The organism is Wolbachia endosymbiont of Drosophila bicornuta (genome assembly GCF_028982105.1).
In the GTDB taxonomy this organism is placed as follows: Bacteria; Pseudomonadota; Alphaproteobacteria; order Rickettsiales; family Anaplasmataceae; genus Wolbachia; species Wolbachia pipientis.
Genome location: NZ_JAPQLF010000125.1, coordinates 34,572 through 52,240 on the forward strand (window position 1 = coordinate 34,572; position 17,669 = coordinate 52,240).

The window sequence follows — 17,669 nt, forward strand, 5'->3', positions numbered from 1 at the left end:
GGTGTGCCGTAGAGACACAAAGAATGTTCAAGTAAGAGCAAACTAAGTGCAAAAGCTGCACAGTAGATGAGGGTAGGTCCCTCGGAACCGGTTTACAAGAGCAGGCTTCAAACAACCATAAGCTGCTTTGGTAAAGAGCCAAGGTAGTGAGCGTTATGGAAAAGGCGCAATTATGCGTCATGTATGAAATAGAGAGATGAACGTAAGTGAACCACTGATGAAGTGTCGAAACCAGTTGTATGACGTCAAAACCAGGGGGTCGTTTGTAACCTGGGATAAGGCTATCGGGAGCTTGTTTACTGGATAGCTGGCGTCCGGCATAAAGGTGGCATGAATCTATTTCAGGCTATTGTGAAGAACTACGGGAACCTGTCGTTTCGATGATAAGGAAGAAATCCAAGGAGCTGATCTCCAAGGATGAGAGTACTGATGCGGAAAACAGGGGCGGATCAGCTCGTAGTAGTAAAGAAGTTTCTGTAATGGAAATGGAGCGAAGGGGCTGAGTTATTCAGTTTTAATTATTTGTCAAACGAAAGGGAGGAGTAAATGAATAAAACAAAGTCTTCTGATATACCGAAGCAACTTATTTGGAGAGCTTATAAACAAGTATCGAAAAATAAAGGTGCTGCTGGTGTGGATGAGGTTTCGATAACAAAGTTTGAAGAAAATCTAAAAGACAATCTGTACAAACTATGGAATCGGATGTCATCGGGAAGTTATTTTCCAGAGCCGGTAAAAGCTGTTGCGATACCAAAAGATACAGGAGGGCAAAGAATTTTATGTGTTCCTTCAGTATTTGACAGGATAGGGCAAACGGCTGCTGCTATGTATCTAGAGCCGCTGGTAGAACCAAAATTTCATGAGGATTCATATGGTTATAGACCAAATAAGTCTGCACTGGATGCGGTAGATACAGCTCGTAAAAGATGCTGGAGGTACGATTGGACGATAGATCTTGATATATCTGGATTTTTCGACAATTTGGACCACGGCTTGGCATTGCAAGCTATCAAAAAGCACACAGACTGCAAATGGGTCATACTGTATGTTGAAAGATGGATGAAAGCTCCAATTCAGCAAGCAGATGGCAACAAGGTAGTAAGGGATAAGGGAGTTCCGCAAGGGGGTTCAGTTAGCCCGATCATTTCAAATATATTTATGCATCATGCATTTGATATGTGGATGAAACGAAACTACACAACAGTACCATTTGAAAGATATGTGGACGATGTGATAGTGCACTGCAAAACTAAGGAACAGGCGGACTTTATGCGAGCAGCAATCAAAGAAAGATTGGCACAATGTAAGCTAAAATTACATCCTGAGAAGACGCAAATAGTGTACTGTAAGGATGATAACAGGAGAGGTGGGTTTCCAATACAAAGTTTTGACTTCCTGGGCTATACATTTAGACCTAGGTTAGCGAAGAACAACAAAGTAGGAACCTATTTTGTCTCGTTTCTACCTGCGATTAGTAACAAGGCCAAGAAAAAGATCTGTCAAGTCATAAGGTCATGGAAAATACGCAGACAAACATCAACAACTTTAGAGGAAATATCGAGGAAAGTAAATCCAATAGTCAGAGGCTGGTTTCAGTACTATGGCAGGTTTTACAGGCAAGAAATATACAAACCTCTGAAGAACATAGAGCGGCAACTGGAAAAGTGGGTCAAAAGAAAGTATAGGAAGCTTCGAACTCGAGGAAAACTAGCAAGCCAACTTCTAGGAAGAGTAAGAAAGGAAAATCCAGATACTTTCTACCACTGGACGTTAGGGTTAGGTCAGAAGACTGAATAATGGAAGCTGTATAAATCGAGAGGTTTACGTACAGTCTTGTGAGGGACTGGTGGGGAAGTTCCGCCGGTCTACTCTCCTGATTTCTATTACAATTTGCATATTGATTATGCTATTTTTTGGATCTAGCCTGGCAAGTTAATAATAATTTAACTAATTACAATTAAAACAGCTATAAGGTTAATTATGAGGCAAAACAAAAATTTTTGAATGGAACGATCTTGACAAGTGCTACGTTGAGATAAGTTTTGCATAAAAATACTGCTTTTACGGTGTGAGGCTAGAGGTTTGTAAAGCAGTTAGCAGGTTGTCATCTAAGTAGCGTGACCAGAGCTAGATTCCGCGAACACGCCGCGGAATGACGACTATGCAACATGCGTTGCGGAGTGACGATTATGGTCATACCGTCACGGTATCTCACAAACATGTAGCAGTAATGACAAAATCTCAAGTTATATGTACACTTTTATATTATCTACCTACTAAAAAAACAGAAAAATGCTCAAACGTAGCGGTCCAAAAAAATTAAAGTCTATAATTGAAAACTATGCATTAAAATGCATGAAAAATAAGATTAGTAAAAATGAAATACGTCTTATTTTAAACTGGCGAAATATAGTAGGGAAAGAAATAGCAGAGTGTACAAAACCGAAAAAGATCTCATATGCACAGAATATAAATTCGGGTGTGTTGCATCTGGTAGTAACAAATGGCAGCAAAGCATTGGAAATTCAGCATATGATTTCTCTTATAATAGAAAAAATTACGATATTTTTTGGTTATAAAGCAGTATATGGTATAAAAATTAAGCAAGAGAGTATTGACTATTTGACTATATAAGGTAATCTAAGTACATAGAATAGTTTGGTATATTGAAGTGAGTAGAGTTTGTGAGTTAACAAATAGAAAAAAATCTTTTGGTAATAAGGTATCACATTCGAATCGTAAAACAAAGCGTACCTTTCTTTTAAATTTACATAAGGTTACGTTAACAAGTGATATATTGAATAAAAAGTTTAGATTTCGTGTGGCAACAAGAACTTTGAGAACTATAGATTACAAAGGTGATTTAGATGCTTTTTTACTCAACACAAGAACGATTAAACTAAGTGAGAAAGCGCAGAAGATAAAAAGAAGGTTGAAAAAAGTTTTAGTAAAGCAAGAGGTAGAGTTAGCAGTTTCAGATGCATAGTAAGCCTCCATGTCTCAGAGCAAAAGCTCCGACCGGTGAAGTATTCAATGAGACCTTAAACATCGTTAAACTGCATAACTTGCATACAGTGTGCGAAGAGGCTGCATGTCCAAATATTGGTGAATGTTGGAATAAACGTCATGCTACTGTGATGATTCTTGGTTCTGTTTGCACTCGTGCTTGTGCATTTTGCAACGTTGCAACTGGCATTCCTGATAAACTAGACCCTCATGAGCCAGAAAATTTAGCAAAAGCGATAAAAAAGTTAAACTGGAAACATGTTGTCATTACTTCCGTTGATCGTGATGATTTGCCAGATGGTGGCGCAAATCAGTTTATACAGTGCATAGAAGAAATTAGAAAGATAACTTCAGAAACAACAATAGAGATTTTAACTCCTGATTTTTTAAATAAGAAAGGAGCATTTGAAGCAATCGCTGTTGCATCACCTGATGTCTATAACCACAATATTGAAACAGTGCCGAGATTGTATGCAAAAATAAGACCACGAGCTCGCTATTTTCATTCACTATATTTGCTGAAGATGGTAAAGCAGATTAATCCTAAAGTTTTCACAAAGTCGGGGCTTATGGTTGGTCTTGGAGAAACAAAAGAGGAAATATTTCAGGTTATGGACGATTTGCGCAGTGCTGAGGTTGATTTTATTACAATTGGTCAATATCTACAACCAACTCCAAAACATGCAAAACTTGATAGATATGTTACCCCAGAAGAGTTTGAGCATTATAAATATATCGCTTACTCCAAAGGGTTCCTAGTGGTTGCATCAAGCCCACTAACTCGGTCATCATACCACGCTGAAGAAGATTTTAACAGGCTCAAGGCCTGCCGTTGACATCTGTGTTAATTCAAATTAATTTTTGCTAATTATAAAGGAGTTTTTACGTAATGTCTACTATAAAAATCGAGAAGAAATCACAATTAGTTAAAGAGGTATTCGACTCCGTGGCAAATCGCTATGACACCATGAATGATATAATGAGCCTCGGAATGCACAGATTATGGAAAGATAGGATGGTAAATAGTGTGCATTTTACAAAAAACTCTAAGGTTTTAGATGTTGCTGGAGGAACTGGAGATATAGCAATAAGAGTAGTAAGAAAAGAGCCAAGTGCTAAGGTTACAGTATGCGATATAAATCAAAACATGCTAAGCAGAGGACGTGATAAAGCTATAAATTCAAACCAAATTAATTTTGATTGGGTATGTGCGAACGCAGAAAGTTTACCATTTGAAGACTCCGAATTTGATTATTGCACAATAGCTTTTGGCATTCGAAATGTTTCTGAGCGTAAGAAGGCTTTAAATGAGGCGCACAGGGTATTAAAACCACATGGAAAATTTATCTGCTTAGAATTTGCCCCTATGCACTATCAAAATGAGATATTTACCAAACTTTATGACTTATATTCATTTAAAGTAATTCCTAAAATTGGCAGCATAGTTGCTAAAGACAAGAGTTCTTATGAATATTTAGTGAAGAGCATCAGAGAATTTCCAACTCAGGCTGATTTTAAAATGGAGATTGAAGAGGTAGGTTTTAAGAATGTTGAGTTTCATAATATGAGCTATGGAATAGTGGCATTACACATTGGAACAAAATGAATATTAAACTCTGGTATAAAACGCTGGATTATTATCTCATCCTTCCAGTGTTTTTTTTGCTCACTATAAGCTTCATTCTTGTTTATTCAGCAAGCCCTGTAATTGCGCAGCGTCTTTCTTTACCACAAGATTATTTTATACGTCGTCACACAATTTATATAGTCCTGTCACTAATTACCTTGGTGACATTTTCTTTTCTCAACACAAGAACTATACTTAACCTCTCGTTCGCAGGTTTCATTTTATTTACTATTCTAGTAGCAATTGCGATAATACTTGGTATAGAGGTAAAAGGTGCGAAACGATGGTTACATATTGTCAAAATTTCAGTTCAACCATCTGAGTTCGTAAGGCCATTTTTTTCTGTTGTTATAGCTAGTATCTTGGCCAGCGAAATGAAGTTTAAAATACACATATCAATCATAATATTTCTGTTAGTTTTTGTGTTGTTACTTTTGCAACCTGATTTCAGTATGTCTATGCTTTTAACATATTCTTTTATCGGTCAAATGTTTATTGCATGTATACCATTTTTATACTTTCTATGCATAATAGGAATGGCCACAACTGGAACTACAATAGCTTACTTATGCCTCCCACATATAAAGCAAAGGATTTACAATTTTGTCTTTTTTACGCAGCGCGATAACTTTCAAGTCACAAAATCATTAGAAGCATTCAAAAGAGGTCAATTAACTGGAGTTGGGCCTGGTGAAGGTAGCGTAAAAGCCTCTCTTCCTGATTGCCATACAGATTTTGTGTTTTCTGTTTTAGCAGAAGAATTTGGTTTGATTACGTGCTTAGCCACATTGATGTTATTTGGCATCATTTCCGCCCGCTTGCTTTACATTGCATATAGGGAAAATGAATTATTTAATCTGTTGGTGATTCTCGGTATATCAATTCAATTCATCACACAATTCATAATAAACATAGGAGTAACATTGAGTGTTTTTCCAACCACCGGCATAACCCTGCCGTTACTTAGCTATGGTGGTTCTTCTCTTTTATCTTCGAGCATCGCACTTGGCATAATGCTGTCTTTCAGTAGAAACCAAGCTATCGCATTAAAGTTTCGTGAGCGTGTTATGCTTGGAAGGTATATGGACTAAACTTGTACCGCTCACAACTATAGCTCTTTTTACAATAATCCTAACAGACCGTAATATGCTACTGGCCTGCTATAGCCATAAACACATATCTTATCGCATTCGGACTATTATAAGAAAGGCTATATTATTGGTATCCCTCCAAAATGGGTATCTGTTCAGATGAGTGGCAAAATAAGGTAGACGAGAAAAGCAACTATAGGAACAAATGGGTGTCATGCAAGTAGCTGACACTGGGATGACAAAAAAAGGAGCACTGGAATTTTTGTTTCAGCATTAGCCATGCATCTGAACAGATACCAGAAAATATTCCACTGACATGCTGAACAACAAATACATCACTATGTCGTTTATCGCAAAAACTTATATTTTTCGTAACCATTCACACTTAATTCTGCAATTCTTTGATCTCACTCATAGAAAGACCAGTAGTTTGAGCTATAATATTAAAAGAAACACCTGCTTTAAGTAGATTCTTTGCGACTTCAATTTCCCTCTCTTTTCTACCTTCCTCTTTAGCAAGATCAAGTCTGTATTCAAGAATGGCTTCTTCTTTGCGCAGATCCATTATTCTTTCTTCATAAGTTATTAGATCTTTTTCATTCCAGTGAAACTTATCTAATTCATCATATGCTAGCTTTATTATTGGTGATTTTTCCGCAATTTTTCTGAGATCTTCGTCCGTTGTTTCATCTGCATATTTGAAAAAAAATAGCCAACGGTCTACTACACTTTCTAGTTGTTCTTCTCTACTCTTAGGAAATTTTGGCAGCTCTATGAAGATAAATTGAAAATCTTTTAAGTCATGCCCATTGGTTTTTTCATCTCTTATGGTATGGCTAGATATATAGTCAAGCTTATCAGGGAATAAGGTACAATTTGAAATCGCGATAAAGAAAATCTTCTTTAAATCAACGTATTTACCAGATTTATCAGCTTGTCTTGAGTAAGCCTTAGCAGCATAAAGTTGTGCGCGTTTTTCAAAGCCTTTATCACGAGCGAGCTGCATCTCAATTATATACCTGTTCCCACTAGAATCTCTGCAAAGAACATCAACAATGCTTTGTTTATCAGAAGCAATTTCAGGGTCCATAATGGTGCTTAAGAATTCTACTTCTTGTATAGTGTTGACTTCAGTACATCCTAAAATATCGTTTAAAAAATGGATAAGAACATTCTTATTTTTTTCAGTGCCAAAGATTTTCTTAAATGTTAAATCTAACTTTGGATCGAGAAATTTAGAAAGAGCCATAGTAAAAATACTGAGAAAAGATTAATAATTGTACACTATTATTAACAACTATTCAACCATATTTTTAAGTATAGCTATACCGCCGTGGCGCTAACACGTAGCGGGATGACGAGGTTATCGTCACGCCGCCACGAACCGTCATACCGCCGCGGTATCTCTTAACATAGATCCCTTACTTAACCGTCATACCTTAACATAGATCCCGCTAACACGTAGCGGGATGATGATTGTCGTTTAGCCATAAATACTTAAGAAATTTACCAAACGAAAAAAAAGGCAAAAGAAGCCCTAGTCATTGTCTATAGCACTTCTCGCAATAGTCCGAATAGGATAAGATATGTGCTTATGGCTATGGTAGAGCAGTAGCATATTATGATCTGTTCGGATTATTGTAAAAAGAGCTATACTATTTGATACGTTACGCCGATTTTCTCCGCTAAATCTTTTTGAGTATAACCTCGCTTTAACCTCCAGCTCCTTACTTTTTGCGCTATTTGGTACCTTATCGAGATATTTGCCATAAATATTATATAGGTTAATACTACAAAATAAAGATATACAAAATGTTTGCATTTTAGTTGAATATTTCTTCATAATTGTGTATAATTATCAATGCTTTTTAACTTACTTTCTCATGGCTCTTTCTAAGTTTCTTGATCCAAGATTCGACCTGTCCTTTAAACGAGTGTTTGGCACTGAGAAAAATAAGAATATCCTTATTCACTTCTTAAATGACATCTTAGGTTTTACTGGGGTTAACGCTATTCAAGATGTTGAGTTCCTTAGCACTATTATGGATCCTGAGATTGCTTCTGATAAACAAAGCATTGTTGATGTTCTTTGTAAGGATTCATATGGAAATAGGTATATTGCGGAAATGCAACTCGCTCGTGATAAAGGCTTTGAAAAACAGGCTCAATTATATGCTGCTAAGGCTTACTCAAGGCAGGCTGATAAAGGTGGTAAGTACATTGATTTAAAGAAGGTTTTCTTTATTGCTATTTCCAATTGTAATTTATTTCCTGATAAGCTTGATTATATATCTAGCCATACCATAAGAGATGAAAAAACTAACGAGCATGACTTAAAAGATTTTCAATTTATCTTTATTGAGCTGCCAAAGTTTCCTAAGAGTAAAGAAGAGCAGCTAGAAAATGTAGTAGATCGTTGGCTATTTTTCTTTAAATATGCAGAAGAAACAACTGATGAAGATTTAAGGAAAATAGCAGAAAAATCACCAATAATAAAGCTAGCATATGATGAGTTAGGTAAGTTCCATTGGAATGAGAAGGACCTATTAGCTTATGAAGAAAGGGTAATGGATCTACAGAAAGAAGCTGCTATCTTGGAACAAAAACTCGATGATGCTACTGAAAAAGGTAGAGAAGAAGGCATCCTTATCGGACATAAAAAAGGCAGAAAAGCAGAGAAAATTGAGGTCGCAAAGAATCTACTAAAAGCAGTTGTTTCCATTGATATTATAGCTCAAACTACTGGTCTTACAGTTAACGAAGTCAAAGACTTAATTTGATTTTATCTTTTGACACCTAGATGAACATCTTTGTACTAGATGAAAACCCAGTAATTGCAGCACGAATGTTATGCGATAAGCATATAGTGAAAATGCCATTAGAAACTGCTCAATTACTCAGTAATGTTTTTTCAACAGCGTTAAAAGCACCAAACCCTTTTGTCAGTATCACAAACCAAAATATAGAAGTTCCATATAAACTTACTCACAAAAACCATCCTTGCTCTTTATGGGCTAGACAGTCAAAAGGGAACTTTTTCTGGTTAATAAAATACGGAAGGGAGCTGTGCAAAGAGTATACTTGGCGATATAAAAGAAAACATAAATCAGAAGAAGTTATAGATTGGTGTGATAGTAATAAGAATTTGCTTGTTTTTCAATCAACCGATATAAAGCCTTTTGTACAGGCGTTACCAGATCAATATAAGTCTAGTCATTCAGTAAAAGCTTACAGAGAGTACTACCTAAAAGAAAAGATGAGGTTTGCTAAGTGGGAAAAGGGTAGAGAAGTACCGGATTGGTTGCTAAGAAGAATAGTACGGCTGAAAAGCCGCAAATAAAAAGAACGCCTTAATTAGTAGAGAGGAAGGTGCATAAAAACTAAAACATCTTCTCACTTTAACTCTTAATTAGATTTGAGGTAAATTATTAAAATCCCCACTCTTTCAACTAAGCTTGATCAAATTTAAAGATGGGAGTTTATTGAATACCTTACATGGCCAAGCCATTTAAAACTCTCCAATTTTACCCAATTGATAGTAATTTCAAGTTTATGTCTGCTGCTCAAATCTAGGCACATGCTGATTGCTCTTTTTTTATCCTAGTCCATAATTCTGGTTATCAGTACTGCGACCCAGAGGTACTCCAACATCACTAACTTCAGAAGAGCAAAGTACTCTGATAATCTGGAACTTCAAAGGAAGGTCTCGATATTACCTCTTTTATAACCTACCGAAAAGCTTAGTTCAGAACATAAACTAATCCATTGATACGACTACTTTGCTGTTCTCTCACTATCATGCACAAAGAAATCTTGCTAATTTTTCTACTAAATTTGGTCTTTTCTTCATCTATATCTCCTTCTACGCCTAGAATTTTATTCGCCAATTGTCTAGAGCACCAAGTAATGTTCTATATCACCGTCAGAGATTAATCTGCCGCACCGAGAGCTGATAGACCCTTTCATCTTTCTCTCTACCTCTTTTTCACCAAATCTTTTGGGGAGTAAAACAATATATTTTTCCAAACAGTTATAAACTAGGAACCACAAAAACAGCTTCATGATCAGCCATTTTAAAAGTTTGATCAAGTTGAATATTCCTAAGCGTCGTACTTGCCTTATACGAACAATAACATCCCAATGTAAGGAGAGTCAATGCAGTAAAAGCAAGTGTAATAGATACTCCTAAATGAGACGTTGTTAAACTTATACCAACAGCAAATGCTCCAGATAATATAAAAGAAGAAGCAGCATAAATTATTTGCTTTCTACTCTGAGCTCTTGCTTCTGAGAATTGAGATTTTACTGCTGAACTTTGTTCAGAGACTCGAGATAGGTTACTAGTCCTTTTACTATAACCTTGTTTTACATTAACACCCACAGACTCAGTGATAACTTTTGAATCCATCTCATCCAGGATTAATATATCAGGATTTTCCTGCTGTTCATTAGTTAGAATAAGCTCATTATACAAATTTTCTCCAGAGCAAAAATGTGAGGGATCGATACTCAAGCATTCTTCAATGACTTCTAATCGTTCTATATTTCTTCGTAATATACTATTTGCTAATAGCAATCTCTTACATTGTGTCCCTTTTGCATCTATCTCTTGTTGCAGATTTAATATTTTAATTTCATAGTCTTCACGTAACTCAGCTTTTCCTTCCGGTATATCTGCATTCTCCACTTGTATACACGAATCTTTGGTTTCTCCTTTTGTCTTTTCCGCTCTGAGCACATACTCATAATCATCTTCTAACCCATTTATTTTTTGCCTTAATCGTTGATTGTTCTCATTCAGACCATTTATAACTTCCTGCATCTTTTCTTTTTCATCAAATAGCAATTGCTTTTCTTCTTTCGCTGTAGCAAGTTTTTCCTTAAGTTTATCATTTTTGTCTAGAAAACCCTTATTCTCCTCTTCAAGCTCATCTACTTTTTTCTGTAACTCTTGAACCTTTTCATCTAAAGATTCATTCATCTGCTCCAATACCTTCAATCCTGATTCAATAGGCATGTTTTTAGGATAATTTTGTGCTGATCCGTTATTACAATCTCTGAAAACTCCTTCTACAACATCTATCAAAACTCGCATATTTATTTCAAGATCTATTGCTTCTTTACTTAGTGAAGTATTACTCTGCTGTTCTGCGATTTCTTTGATTTTTACCAAATTACTTACTACTACCTCCATAGGCGCAACAATTTTACTCATGGAACTTACGCCGAACTCATTACTCAGATCTGCATTACTAGTATAATCCTCACCAGTGGTAACTAGGTTAGATGGATTGGCAGGGGGTTTAATCGTGGTACTCGTATCAACAGAAGCTCCAAATGGCATGAACAGGCGACTTCGGCTGCTCTCAATCGATCTACCTAGTGAAGGTATATCACTATTATAAAGTGTTCTATCATCACTAGAGGCAACTTGCTCTTGTCTATAATTTGTAGAAGTTTCTGTTGAACTAGTACCATTTTTCTGATCTTTTCTACTGCTTTCATTCATAAAGCGATTCACCTCCATTACTGTTCTAACGTTCTTTCCAAGTTCTTCCCTTTCGGTTATAACATGAGATTCATTTTTTGCATAGTTCGTTTCGTCATATATTTGTTTATATCCTCCGTAAGATAATATCGGTTGTAGCACCTTATTCTCTAATGGCTCATCGTAGAAAATCCTCAGCTTATCACTTGATAGTATTGCCGTAGCTTCTTCTACCCCAGAATGCAATTGAGAATACCCATTTCTGCATGAATTAACACGGTTCAGTAGAAAAATCTTAACAGAGTGTTGCTTGTATTCCCTAAGCTCCTCTAATGTAATCCCCATAACTTTTTCTTGTGATTCTATGTACCCTAGAGCTTCTTCAAAGTCTTGTCTGTTAGAGGTGAGAGGTTGAGCTTTTTTTAACTTTTTGATCTCACTATCTTTTGGATGCACACCATTAACTTCAATAACAGGGATAACACTTGCAGAGTCAATTGCATTTAACACAATACCGCGATCATCTTGATTTTTTAGGAAAGCTTTTAGCTGTTTTTTAAAGTTCAATAAATTACTTAATTTATCTTCATTAGTTCTAGATTTTTTGATTTGATCATAAACGTTTCTGGCTGCTTGGTTGTTCTCTTTATTAGTCCTTATTTTACTTTCTAACTTACCAAGGAGTTTGCTCAGTGGTTTTTTAAGTTTCTTATAATCGTTAACAAGCAGTTCTCTTATCCGTCTTTCAAAATCTCCTTTTCCTTTGAATCTCAAAACAGTATATAGATCATCTTCAGCCCTCTGCTGATCGGATTTTGTATTTACAACCATAACCTTACCTAACACTAACAGATACTGCTGAACAGAACTTAAGGGCGAAGTTAAAACACACTTAGCTAAAGCCATCAGCACTTCTCCAATTAATCTTACTAATATTCTTCTGGAAAACAACATATCTACTGACCTTATTCTTGGGAATATAAATAGGGTAATGTTAAAAAGTGCATCACCTATAGTCTCAAGAAAACCTGGTGTTAGCTGTCAAATTAAGATTTCTAGAAAATACTCAATAATTCCAGACAGATTTCTCTAGGCCTGACCAGAACGTTTGGGTATCAAATAGGTCTTTCTGGAGTAATTAGGTGTTGTAACTTAGTTACAAATTTAGTACCATAGCGTTGTTTTCATGATATAGGGAGGTAAATGCCAGTAAGAACAAAACGTCAAGCTGAAGTGCTTAAAAAGCTACAAGATGTGATAAAACATACAGATCGTGACATTGCGGCTGGAAGAAAGTTAGCTATTAAAGGTTGGGCAGAAACCCATATAGAGAGAGAATGTTAAATCCTTTAAGGATGATAAGCTGGGATTCTTATATAATGTTTTTCGAGATGAAGCTTGTTGGTTAGGTACAAGGTTAAATAATAATGTTTTAGGTCAAAGGCTTACTGAAGAAAAAATAGGAGAAATAGATAATCCACTTCACATGTACGAGATGGCTTGTATTTACTGTGTGGTGGGTAAAATTCATCCGTTCTTTCAGAAAGCATTTGAATCTTACAAAAGTCATTTTTCTTCTGATGAACTTGATGGTAGTGGCAATCCTATAACTGACAAATACATAAGAAATTCACTTTTGGGTGGCATTGAAGAGGAAGGTCCTGTATTTAGTTTCTGGATCGATAAAGAATCTGGAGAATTAAAGCAACCTAGTAATGCAGTAGAGGGTTTTGACAGTGCTGTAAGACTCAAGTGGAGTGAAGGAGTAGAGTATTTTTACAATCAGTTAGAGGAAAAAGATAAGGAGAAGAAGCTTACGGAAGCTATTATTACTTTATCTCACGTTCAGGCTGTTAAGAAAGATGCTCCTATTTTAGAGTTTTGTGTAAGGAATATAGCTGATAAAGATACTCTGCTACGGAATTTATTAGGGAAAGATATGGGGGTATATTCTCTTTTTCTTAGACTAACAGATTCGTGTTTTTTTGATACAGTTCATGATTTGGTGCAGTACTGGTGTTATAGAGGGCTTTTAGATCAAGGAGATCATTCGGACAAGATATTCTCACAGCGAGACTATGAACTTCTTCTTTCCTTGCTTTCAGATGTAATGTTGAAAAATCCTGAATCAAGTGTTCAAGCAAGATCTCTTATTATGAAGATTTGGGAGTGTGATAGGCTGGGTGAATACAAAAAGGCTGCTATTATTGATCCTTCAAATGGTAGAATTCCTATAAAGTGGGTACTTACGGGATTAATAGTCAATGCGCAACGAGAAGATGTTTGTAAGCCTAATGAGGAAAAGAGAATGGAGGAAGGAGAAATACGAGATATGATATTGTTTGCTAAAAAAAATACCTCTCCTGAAAGATTTAAGTTCTTTAAGGAAAGGGTGATAAAAAGTCTTAGATTATGTGGTAGAGAGGGAAAGAAGAAAGGTATGGACTATGGCAAGTTAGCAGAAGAGTTATTGTTTTCTAAGTTAGAGAGAGAACCCTTACCTGCTAGGAATGGTGGTTCCAGAGTAATAGTAGAAGCTGAAGATCCAAGTTTTTCTCGTTCTCCCATAAGACATGATGCTTCTGGTGATGGGCCAGGGTCCGAGCTTGAATCTCCTGATGTGAGTCCTTCTGGTTCTCCTGAGAGGAAAAAGCCCTTTACTCCTAGTGGTAATAAGTAGTCTTTCATCAATGTAAGTGGTTTTTCTGGTCCTAGTAAATAGAGAGGTGTTTTGCGTCTTTAGTGAGAAGTTTAGTAGATAGAGGTCTTGAGGGTTTTAGACGAGAATTTGAGTCTTTTCTAGATCGTTGTCCATTTTTCTTGCATCATGTGGGTGTAGGTCGTTTCCTTCCTATATTCTTTTTTAGTATGTTTGCTACTGCACATGATGCTGGAATTTTAAGAACAGATGAAAAAGTATATTTTCGTTTTGATAATCATGGTGTTAATCCCCGTACAGGCAGAAATAGAAATACAGGAAACCTAAAAGTTGCTGTTTTGACTCGTAATCTTGACGGACAGCAGGTTGTAAGATGTTACAGCATTTCTGACGTCCCTAATAGTGATGGGTTAAGGTTCAGTACAAGGGAAAGAGATGCTCTAGTGCGAGAGATTAGACGGCAAAATCCAAATTTAATGGAAGAACACCTAAGCTTTGAGCAATACAAAGTATGCATGCATGGAAAGGGCAAGGGTCAGGGAGAGAGAATTTCAACAGTATTTGAAGTGATTCGTGAAGAAGATCATGAAGGTAGAAGTGAATTTGGCGAATATTCAGTATCTGAGGTTAATTATATTAGACGAGAAATTTTACATGATCATAGAGTGAACATTCGTCACTTAAGACGAGAAATAAGAAGACTTGATAGACATGACAGAGTTGCGGCAGGACTTAGACGCGCCAGAATAAGGCAAGGACTTGATAGAATCATTACTTTTGCACAAGTATAGCACTTCTCGCAATAGTCCGAATAGGATAAGATATGTGCTTATGCCTATGGTAGAGCAGTAGCATATTATGATCTGTTCGGATTATTGTAAAAAGAGCTATAGCACCAGGTCAACAACGAATTGACAATTTTATAGAGATGATAGCAGGAAACGAAAGGCAAGATGTAAGAGATAGAATGTACGAAGAAATTTTGCCATACATAACTCGAATCTATCGTCGTTACGCAGACAGACTAGAAAGTGATATTAGAAATCGCAATCAAGAATTTGAGGGTCACGGATTTTTATTAGGGTTTTTAGCAAATTTTAGTCATCTCCACACGATAGATATTGACCCTGACTTGTCTACTGAAAATTCATGTGTTGTTTTCCTTGTACATCGTCAAGAAGAGAGAGAAAACATTCCTATCGTTATTAATGTTATTGGATGGAGGACGCCTTCTGGTGCTGCATTAAATCGCGCTAGAGGTAATGCTAAGAGATTACGTACTTCTTCATTTATACCTGTTCATACTGAATCAGGATATGCTGTTTGTGTTGGATTAAATTTTAATTTAAATCTAGATCCTTTTAGTGTTGATACAGTAGAACTTCAACAGGATAGATTTCCTTTAGTAGAAAAATTATTTGAGCGTGTACGAAATAGACAAGACAGACAAATTCAAGAGGAAACTAGAAATTTTTTACTACATCATCTTCCACGCGAAATACCAATAGATGAAGGTAATCGCGATAGGAGATTTGATTATATGACTGGTTTTGCTTTTGGGAGTAGTGCTTTTGATATACACCCTGTACGACTAGAAGAAGATGATGAAGCATATGTAACAAAATACATATTTAGATACAATAATCAGAATTTAAGAAGAAGCGTTTTAACTATGGTCTTGCATGCTCAAGATTCTGATGTAGTTATACTTCATATTAGAGCCAGCAATGATATACAACTAGAGGCAATCCGTTTACCACAAGATAATATTGCTGCTGTGGGTGTAGTGACATACACACTTAATGATCGATCTGGAATAAATTCTAATGCAGTTAGATTTAATACACCGGAAGATTACCTGCTGGGGAATAGAGGTGATTTGCTTGGTGATCAGCTTGTAGAAATTCCCAATGCTGAAAATGTACATGGTATTTTAGAGGGAGTTATGAATGATGACTGGCAAGATGGTGCTCAGCACGGAGAACTATTGACGGCTATTTCCAGAGTATTAATGCCAGAAGATATGAATGGTAATGCAATAATAGATGTAGATAGCGAGGACAAGTTTCGGTCTATATTGCATGGTGTATTTTATGTTTATGACAGTCCTGATAAAGTACTTTCTAGGTACAAGATAAGTCAAACATATGGTCCTGAAAGGATAAGAGAAGGAGTGGTGGAAGAAGTACGCACGAGAGTTACGGAACAGAGATTAGATCTTCTGTCATTAAGACGACCTACAGGGAATGATTCAGATACTCACCCAATTGGGTATGTGTTAGGATTTGCTGGTAGTGAACAAGAAGTACAACAAGAGCAAGAAGAAGCTGAACAGCGAATAAATGAACTTATGGAAAAGGAAAGAGGGTATTTGCCTGTTACTTCTGGAAATGAGGTGGTTTTCTGTCCTGTTGTACTTAATGTAGCTGCACAGAGAGCGGAAGAACTTATAACTATTCCAGAAAATCTTTATATACATGAAATTAATCGTCATTATGGACCAAGAAGAGCTGCTCGTAATCAAGAACAAGTATTACAACTAATAAATGCGTATATTCAAAATAATCCAAATGGTAATTTTGATCAGCTAGAAAATGTACATGATATACTTACATTAGATTTTGCAACAGATAATCTTAATTATCATTATTGGCTTCAACACCGTGATGTATTTGATGCTGCAAGAAGGTATGGCTTTAATGTTGAAAATGATCAATTGTTTGCAATAACTTCAGAAGCACAGATAACAGAGCCAGAGCGACGTGATGATGATGGGCAAGTAGTACGTCAAGAGTATCAATGGGTACGTGAAAATCTGCAAAGGCTTCGTGGTGGAGAAAATGGTGAAAGAAGGATATTAACTTTAATTGTTAATTTAGGTAACGTTCATTGGGTTACATTAACTATTGTTTACCAAAATGAGAATTATTATTGTTATTATGCTAACTCAACTGGTGGCGGTATTCCAAATGATGTTAGACTAGCTTTAGAAGATAGTGGTATTAATAATGCTAATATCCATAACATTCTTGCTGATCAGCAAGGTAATTTGTCAGTACAACAAAGAGACAATCACAATTGTGGCTTGTGGGCTTTGGAGAATGCCAGAGATATCAATCAAGTTTTACAAGGAAATAATAACCTTGGAGAAAGGGGTCTAGGTATGTTGGATGAGATGCGTCGCCGTCTTACGTTAAATGTTCCAGGCTTGAATAATCAGGATAATCAAAATCATCCTAGAAATGAACAGTACTTTCAAGATCTGAGAAGAGAAATCTCAAGAGAATTTCGAAACACTGGTACTAATGCTGGACAAAGTCGTGACAATGATCCATTGATTAGAGGCACTATACGACTTCAAAATCAAAATGGAATACGTGAACTACTATTAGAGTACTTAGAATTAACATTATCTCATGTACAGTCATTACATTTTGATAAAGAGCAACAAGTAGCGCTTTTGCAGTTTGTATCTAGCAGCTTTCCAAATGCATCTATTGAATTAGCGAAACAAGGCCTTTATTTGCCTTCTTTTGAAAAGCGAGGAGTTAATGTTAATGGTAAATGCGTAGCAACTACGCGTGGTTTATCTCAAGCTTTATCTTTACACGAAAACAAATCACTTTTAAATAATCTAAAAACTTCATCTGAAATTTATGAGCGTATAGCTCAAGGTAAGCAGATATCGAAAAGGGAAGAAAAAGAGGCTTTTACTTTTAGTAAGTTGCTTAGTATAGCTCTTTTTACAATAATCCGAACAGATCATAATATGCTACTGCTCTACCATAGCCATAAGCA

16 protein-coding genes and 1 pseudogene are annotated in these 17,669 nt (G+C 36.1%); 13 read left to right on the forward strand and 4 right to left on the reverse strand.

Annotated features, from left to right (window positions below):
• The first annotated feature begins 380 nt into the window (after positions 1-380).
• The 7 genes from OZD68_RS05040 (at position 381) to OZD68_RS05070 (ending at position 5,724) form a co-directional block, all read left to right on the forward strand.
• On the forward strand, positions 381-503 hold the full coding sequence (locus tag OZD68_RS05040) for a hypothetical protein (RefSeq protein ID WP_275008770.1): 123 nt from the start codon (positions 381-383) through the stop codon (positions 501-503).
• A 43-nt stretch (positions 504-546) separates the two neighbouring features.
• Positions 547-1,797, forward strand: coding sequence for a group II intron reverse transcriptase/maturase (gene ltrA / locus OZD68_RS05045; RefSeq protein ID WP_182309282.1), 1,251 nt, complete (start codon positions 547-549; stop codon positions 1,795-1,797).
• A 495-nt stretch (positions 1,798-2,292) separates the two neighbouring features.
• Complete coding sequence (locus tag OZD68_RS05050) at positions 2,293-2,634, forward strand: DUF721 domain-containing protein (protein ID WP_010082513.1); 342 nt, start codon at positions 2,293-2,295, stop codon at positions 2,632-2,634.
• A gap of 37 nt (positions 2,635-2,671) precedes the next feature.
• Positions 2,672-2,986, forward strand: coding sequence for a 50S ribosomal protein L28 (rpmB, locus tag OZD68_RS05055; protein WP_006279619.1), 315 nt, complete (start codon positions 2,672-2,674; stop codon positions 2,984-2,986).
• The gene (gene lipA, locus OZD68_RS05060) at positions 2,979-3,842 is read left to right on the forward strand and encodes a lipoyl synthase (protein WP_182309286.1); all 864 of its coding nucleotides are present in this window, start codon (positions 2,979-2,981) and stop codon (positions 3,840-3,842) included. The genes rpmB and lipA overlap by 8 nt, the downstream gene beginning before the upstream one ends.
• A gap of 53 nt (positions 3,843-3,895) precedes the next feature.
• Positions 3,896-4,612, forward strand: a complete 717-nt coding sequence (gene ubiE, locus OZD68_RS05065) for a bifunctional demethylmenaquinone methyltransferase/2-methoxy-6-polyprenyl-1,4-benzoquinol methylase UbiE (protein ID WP_182309287.1) — start codon at positions 3,896-3,898, stop codon at positions 4,610-4,612.
• A complete protein-coding gene (locus tag OZD68_RS05070; protein WP_182309288.1) occupies positions 4,609-5,724 on the forward strand; it encodes an FtsW/RodA/SpoVE family cell cycle protein in 1,116 nt (371 codons plus the stop codon). Before ubiE ends, OZD68_RS05070 begins: the two co-directional genes overlap by 4 nt.
• Before the next feature lie 385 nt (positions 5,725-6,109).
• Here the strand turns inward: OZD68_RS05070 and OZD68_RS05075 are convergent, their stop codons facing one another.
• Both OZD68_RS05075 and OZD68_RS05085 read right to left on the reverse strand, forming a co-directional pair.
• The gene (locus OZD68_RS05075) at positions 6,110-6,973 is read right to left on the reverse strand and encodes an Rpn family recombination-promoting nuclease/putative transposase (RefSeq protein ID WP_275009161.1); all 864 of its coding nucleotides are present in this window, start codon (positions 6,971-6,973) and stop codon (positions 6,110-6,112) included.
• A gap of 404 nt (positions 6,974-7,377) precedes the next feature.
• Positions 7,378-7,494, reverse strand: a pseudogene (locus tag OZD68_RS05085) (helix-turn-helix domain-containing protein); the annotation flags it as partial.
• Positions 7,495-7,607: 113 nt separating this feature from the next.
• On the opposite strand from OZD68_RS05085, the gene OZD68_RS05090 reads away from it, so the two are divergent.
• Complete coding sequence (locus OZD68_RS05090) at positions 7,608-8,504, forward strand: Rpn family recombination-promoting nuclease/putative transposase (RefSeq protein WP_182309723.1); 897 nt, start codon at positions 7,608-7,610, stop codon at positions 8,502-8,504.
• 20 nt (positions 8,505-8,524) lie between these two features.
• Positions 8,525-9,064, forward strand: a complete 540-nt coding sequence (locus OZD68_RS05095) for a pyrimidine dimer DNA glycosylase/endonuclease V (protein ID WP_182309724.1) — start codon at positions 8,525-8,527, stop codon at positions 9,062-9,064.
• 400 nt (positions 9,065-9,464) lie between these two features.
• Here the strand turns inward: OZD68_RS05095 and OZD68_RS05100 are convergent, their stop codons facing one another.
• Positions 9,465-9,611 (reverse strand): hypothetical protein, encoded by a 147-nt coding sequence (locus OZD68_RS05100; protein ID WP_182309726.1) that lies wholly within the window; start codon positions 9,609-9,611, stop codon positions 9,465-9,467.
• 143 nt (positions 9,612-9,754) lie between these two features.
• Positions 9,755-12,118, reverse strand: a complete 2,364-nt coding sequence (locus tag OZD68_RS05105; protein ID WP_275009165.1) for a TomO hydrophobic C-terminal domain-containing protein — start codon at positions 12,116-12,118, stop codon at positions 9,755-9,757.
• 297 nt (positions 12,119-12,415) lie between these two features.
• Between OZD68_RS05105 and OZD68_RS05110 the strand changes: the two genes are divergently transcribed.
• The 4 genes from OZD68_RS05110 to OZD68_RS05125 all read left to right on the forward strand — a co-directional run.
• Positions 12,416-12,556, forward strand: coding sequence for a hypothetical protein (locus tag OZD68_RS05110; protein ID WP_275009167.1), 141 nt, complete (start codon positions 12,416-12,418; stop codon positions 12,554-12,556).
• 151 nt (positions 12,557-12,707) lie between these two features.
• The gene (locus OZD68_RS05115) at positions 12,708-13,892 is read left to right on the forward strand and encodes a cytoplasmic incompatibility factor CifA (RefSeq protein WP_275009169.1); all 1,185 of its coding nucleotides are present in this window, start codon (positions 12,708-12,710) and stop codon (positions 13,890-13,892) included.
• Between the two features lie 62 nt (positions 13,893-13,954).
• Complete coding sequence (locus OZD68_RS05120) at positions 13,955-14,662, forward strand: hypothetical protein (protein WP_275009171.1); 708 nt, start codon at positions 13,955-13,957, stop codon at positions 14,660-14,662.
• 137 nt (positions 14,663-14,799) lie between these two features.
• Positions 14,800-17,669: hypothetical protein (locus OZD68_RS05125; RefSeq protein ID WP_275009173.1), on the forward strand; the 2,870-nt coding region annotated here is incomplete at its 3' end.

Bases quoted from the DNA above. Each gene is read 5' to 3' on its own strand.
- OZD68_RS05040 (WP_275008770.1), top strand. From the start codon at position 381: ATGATAAGGAAGAAATCCAAGGAGCTGATCTCCAAGGATGAGAGTACT.
- ltrA (WP_182309282.1), top strand. From the start codon at position 547: ATGAATAAAACAAAGTCTTCTGATATACCGAAGCAACTTATTTGGAGA.
- OZD68_RS05050 (WP_010082513.1), top strand. From the start codon at position 2,293: ATGCTCAAACGTAGCGGTCCAAAAAAATTAAAGTCTATAATTGAAAAC.
- lipA (WP_182309286.1), top strand. From the start codon at position 2,979: ATGCATAGTAAGCCTCCATGTCTCAGAGCAAAAGCTCCGACCGGTGAA.
- ubiE (WP_182309287.1), top strand. From the start codon at position 3,896: ATGTCTACTATAAAAATCGAGAAGAAATCACAATTAGTTAAAGAGGTA.
- OZD68_RS05070 (WP_182309288.1), top strand. From the start codon at position 4,609: ATGAATATTAAACTCTGGTATAAAACGCTGGATTATTATCTCATCCTT.
- OZD68_RS05075 (WP_275009161.1), bottom strand. From the start codon at position 6,973: ATGGCTCTTTCTAAATTTCTCGATCCAAAGTTAGATTTAACATTTAAG.
- OZD68_RS05090 (WP_182309723.1), top strand. From the start codon at position 7,608: ATGGCTCTTTCTAAGTTTCTTGATCCAAGATTCGACCTGTCCTTTAAA.
- OZD68_RS05095 (WP_182309724.1), top strand. From the start codon at position 8,525: ATGAACATCTTTGTACTAGATGAAAACCCAGTAATTGCAGCACGAATG.
- OZD68_RS05105 (WP_275009165.1), bottom strand. From the start codon at position 12,118: ATGGCTTTAGCTAAGTGTGTTTTAACTTCGCCCTTAAGTTCTGTTCAG.
- OZD68_RS05110 (WP_275009167.1), top strand. From the start codon at position 12,416: ATGCCAGTAAGAACAAAACGTCAAGCTGAAGTGCTTAAAAAGCTACAA.
- OZD68_RS05115 (WP_275009169.1), top strand. From the start codon at position 12,708: ATGGCTTGTATTTACTGTGTGGTGGGTAAAATTCATCCGTTCTTTCAG.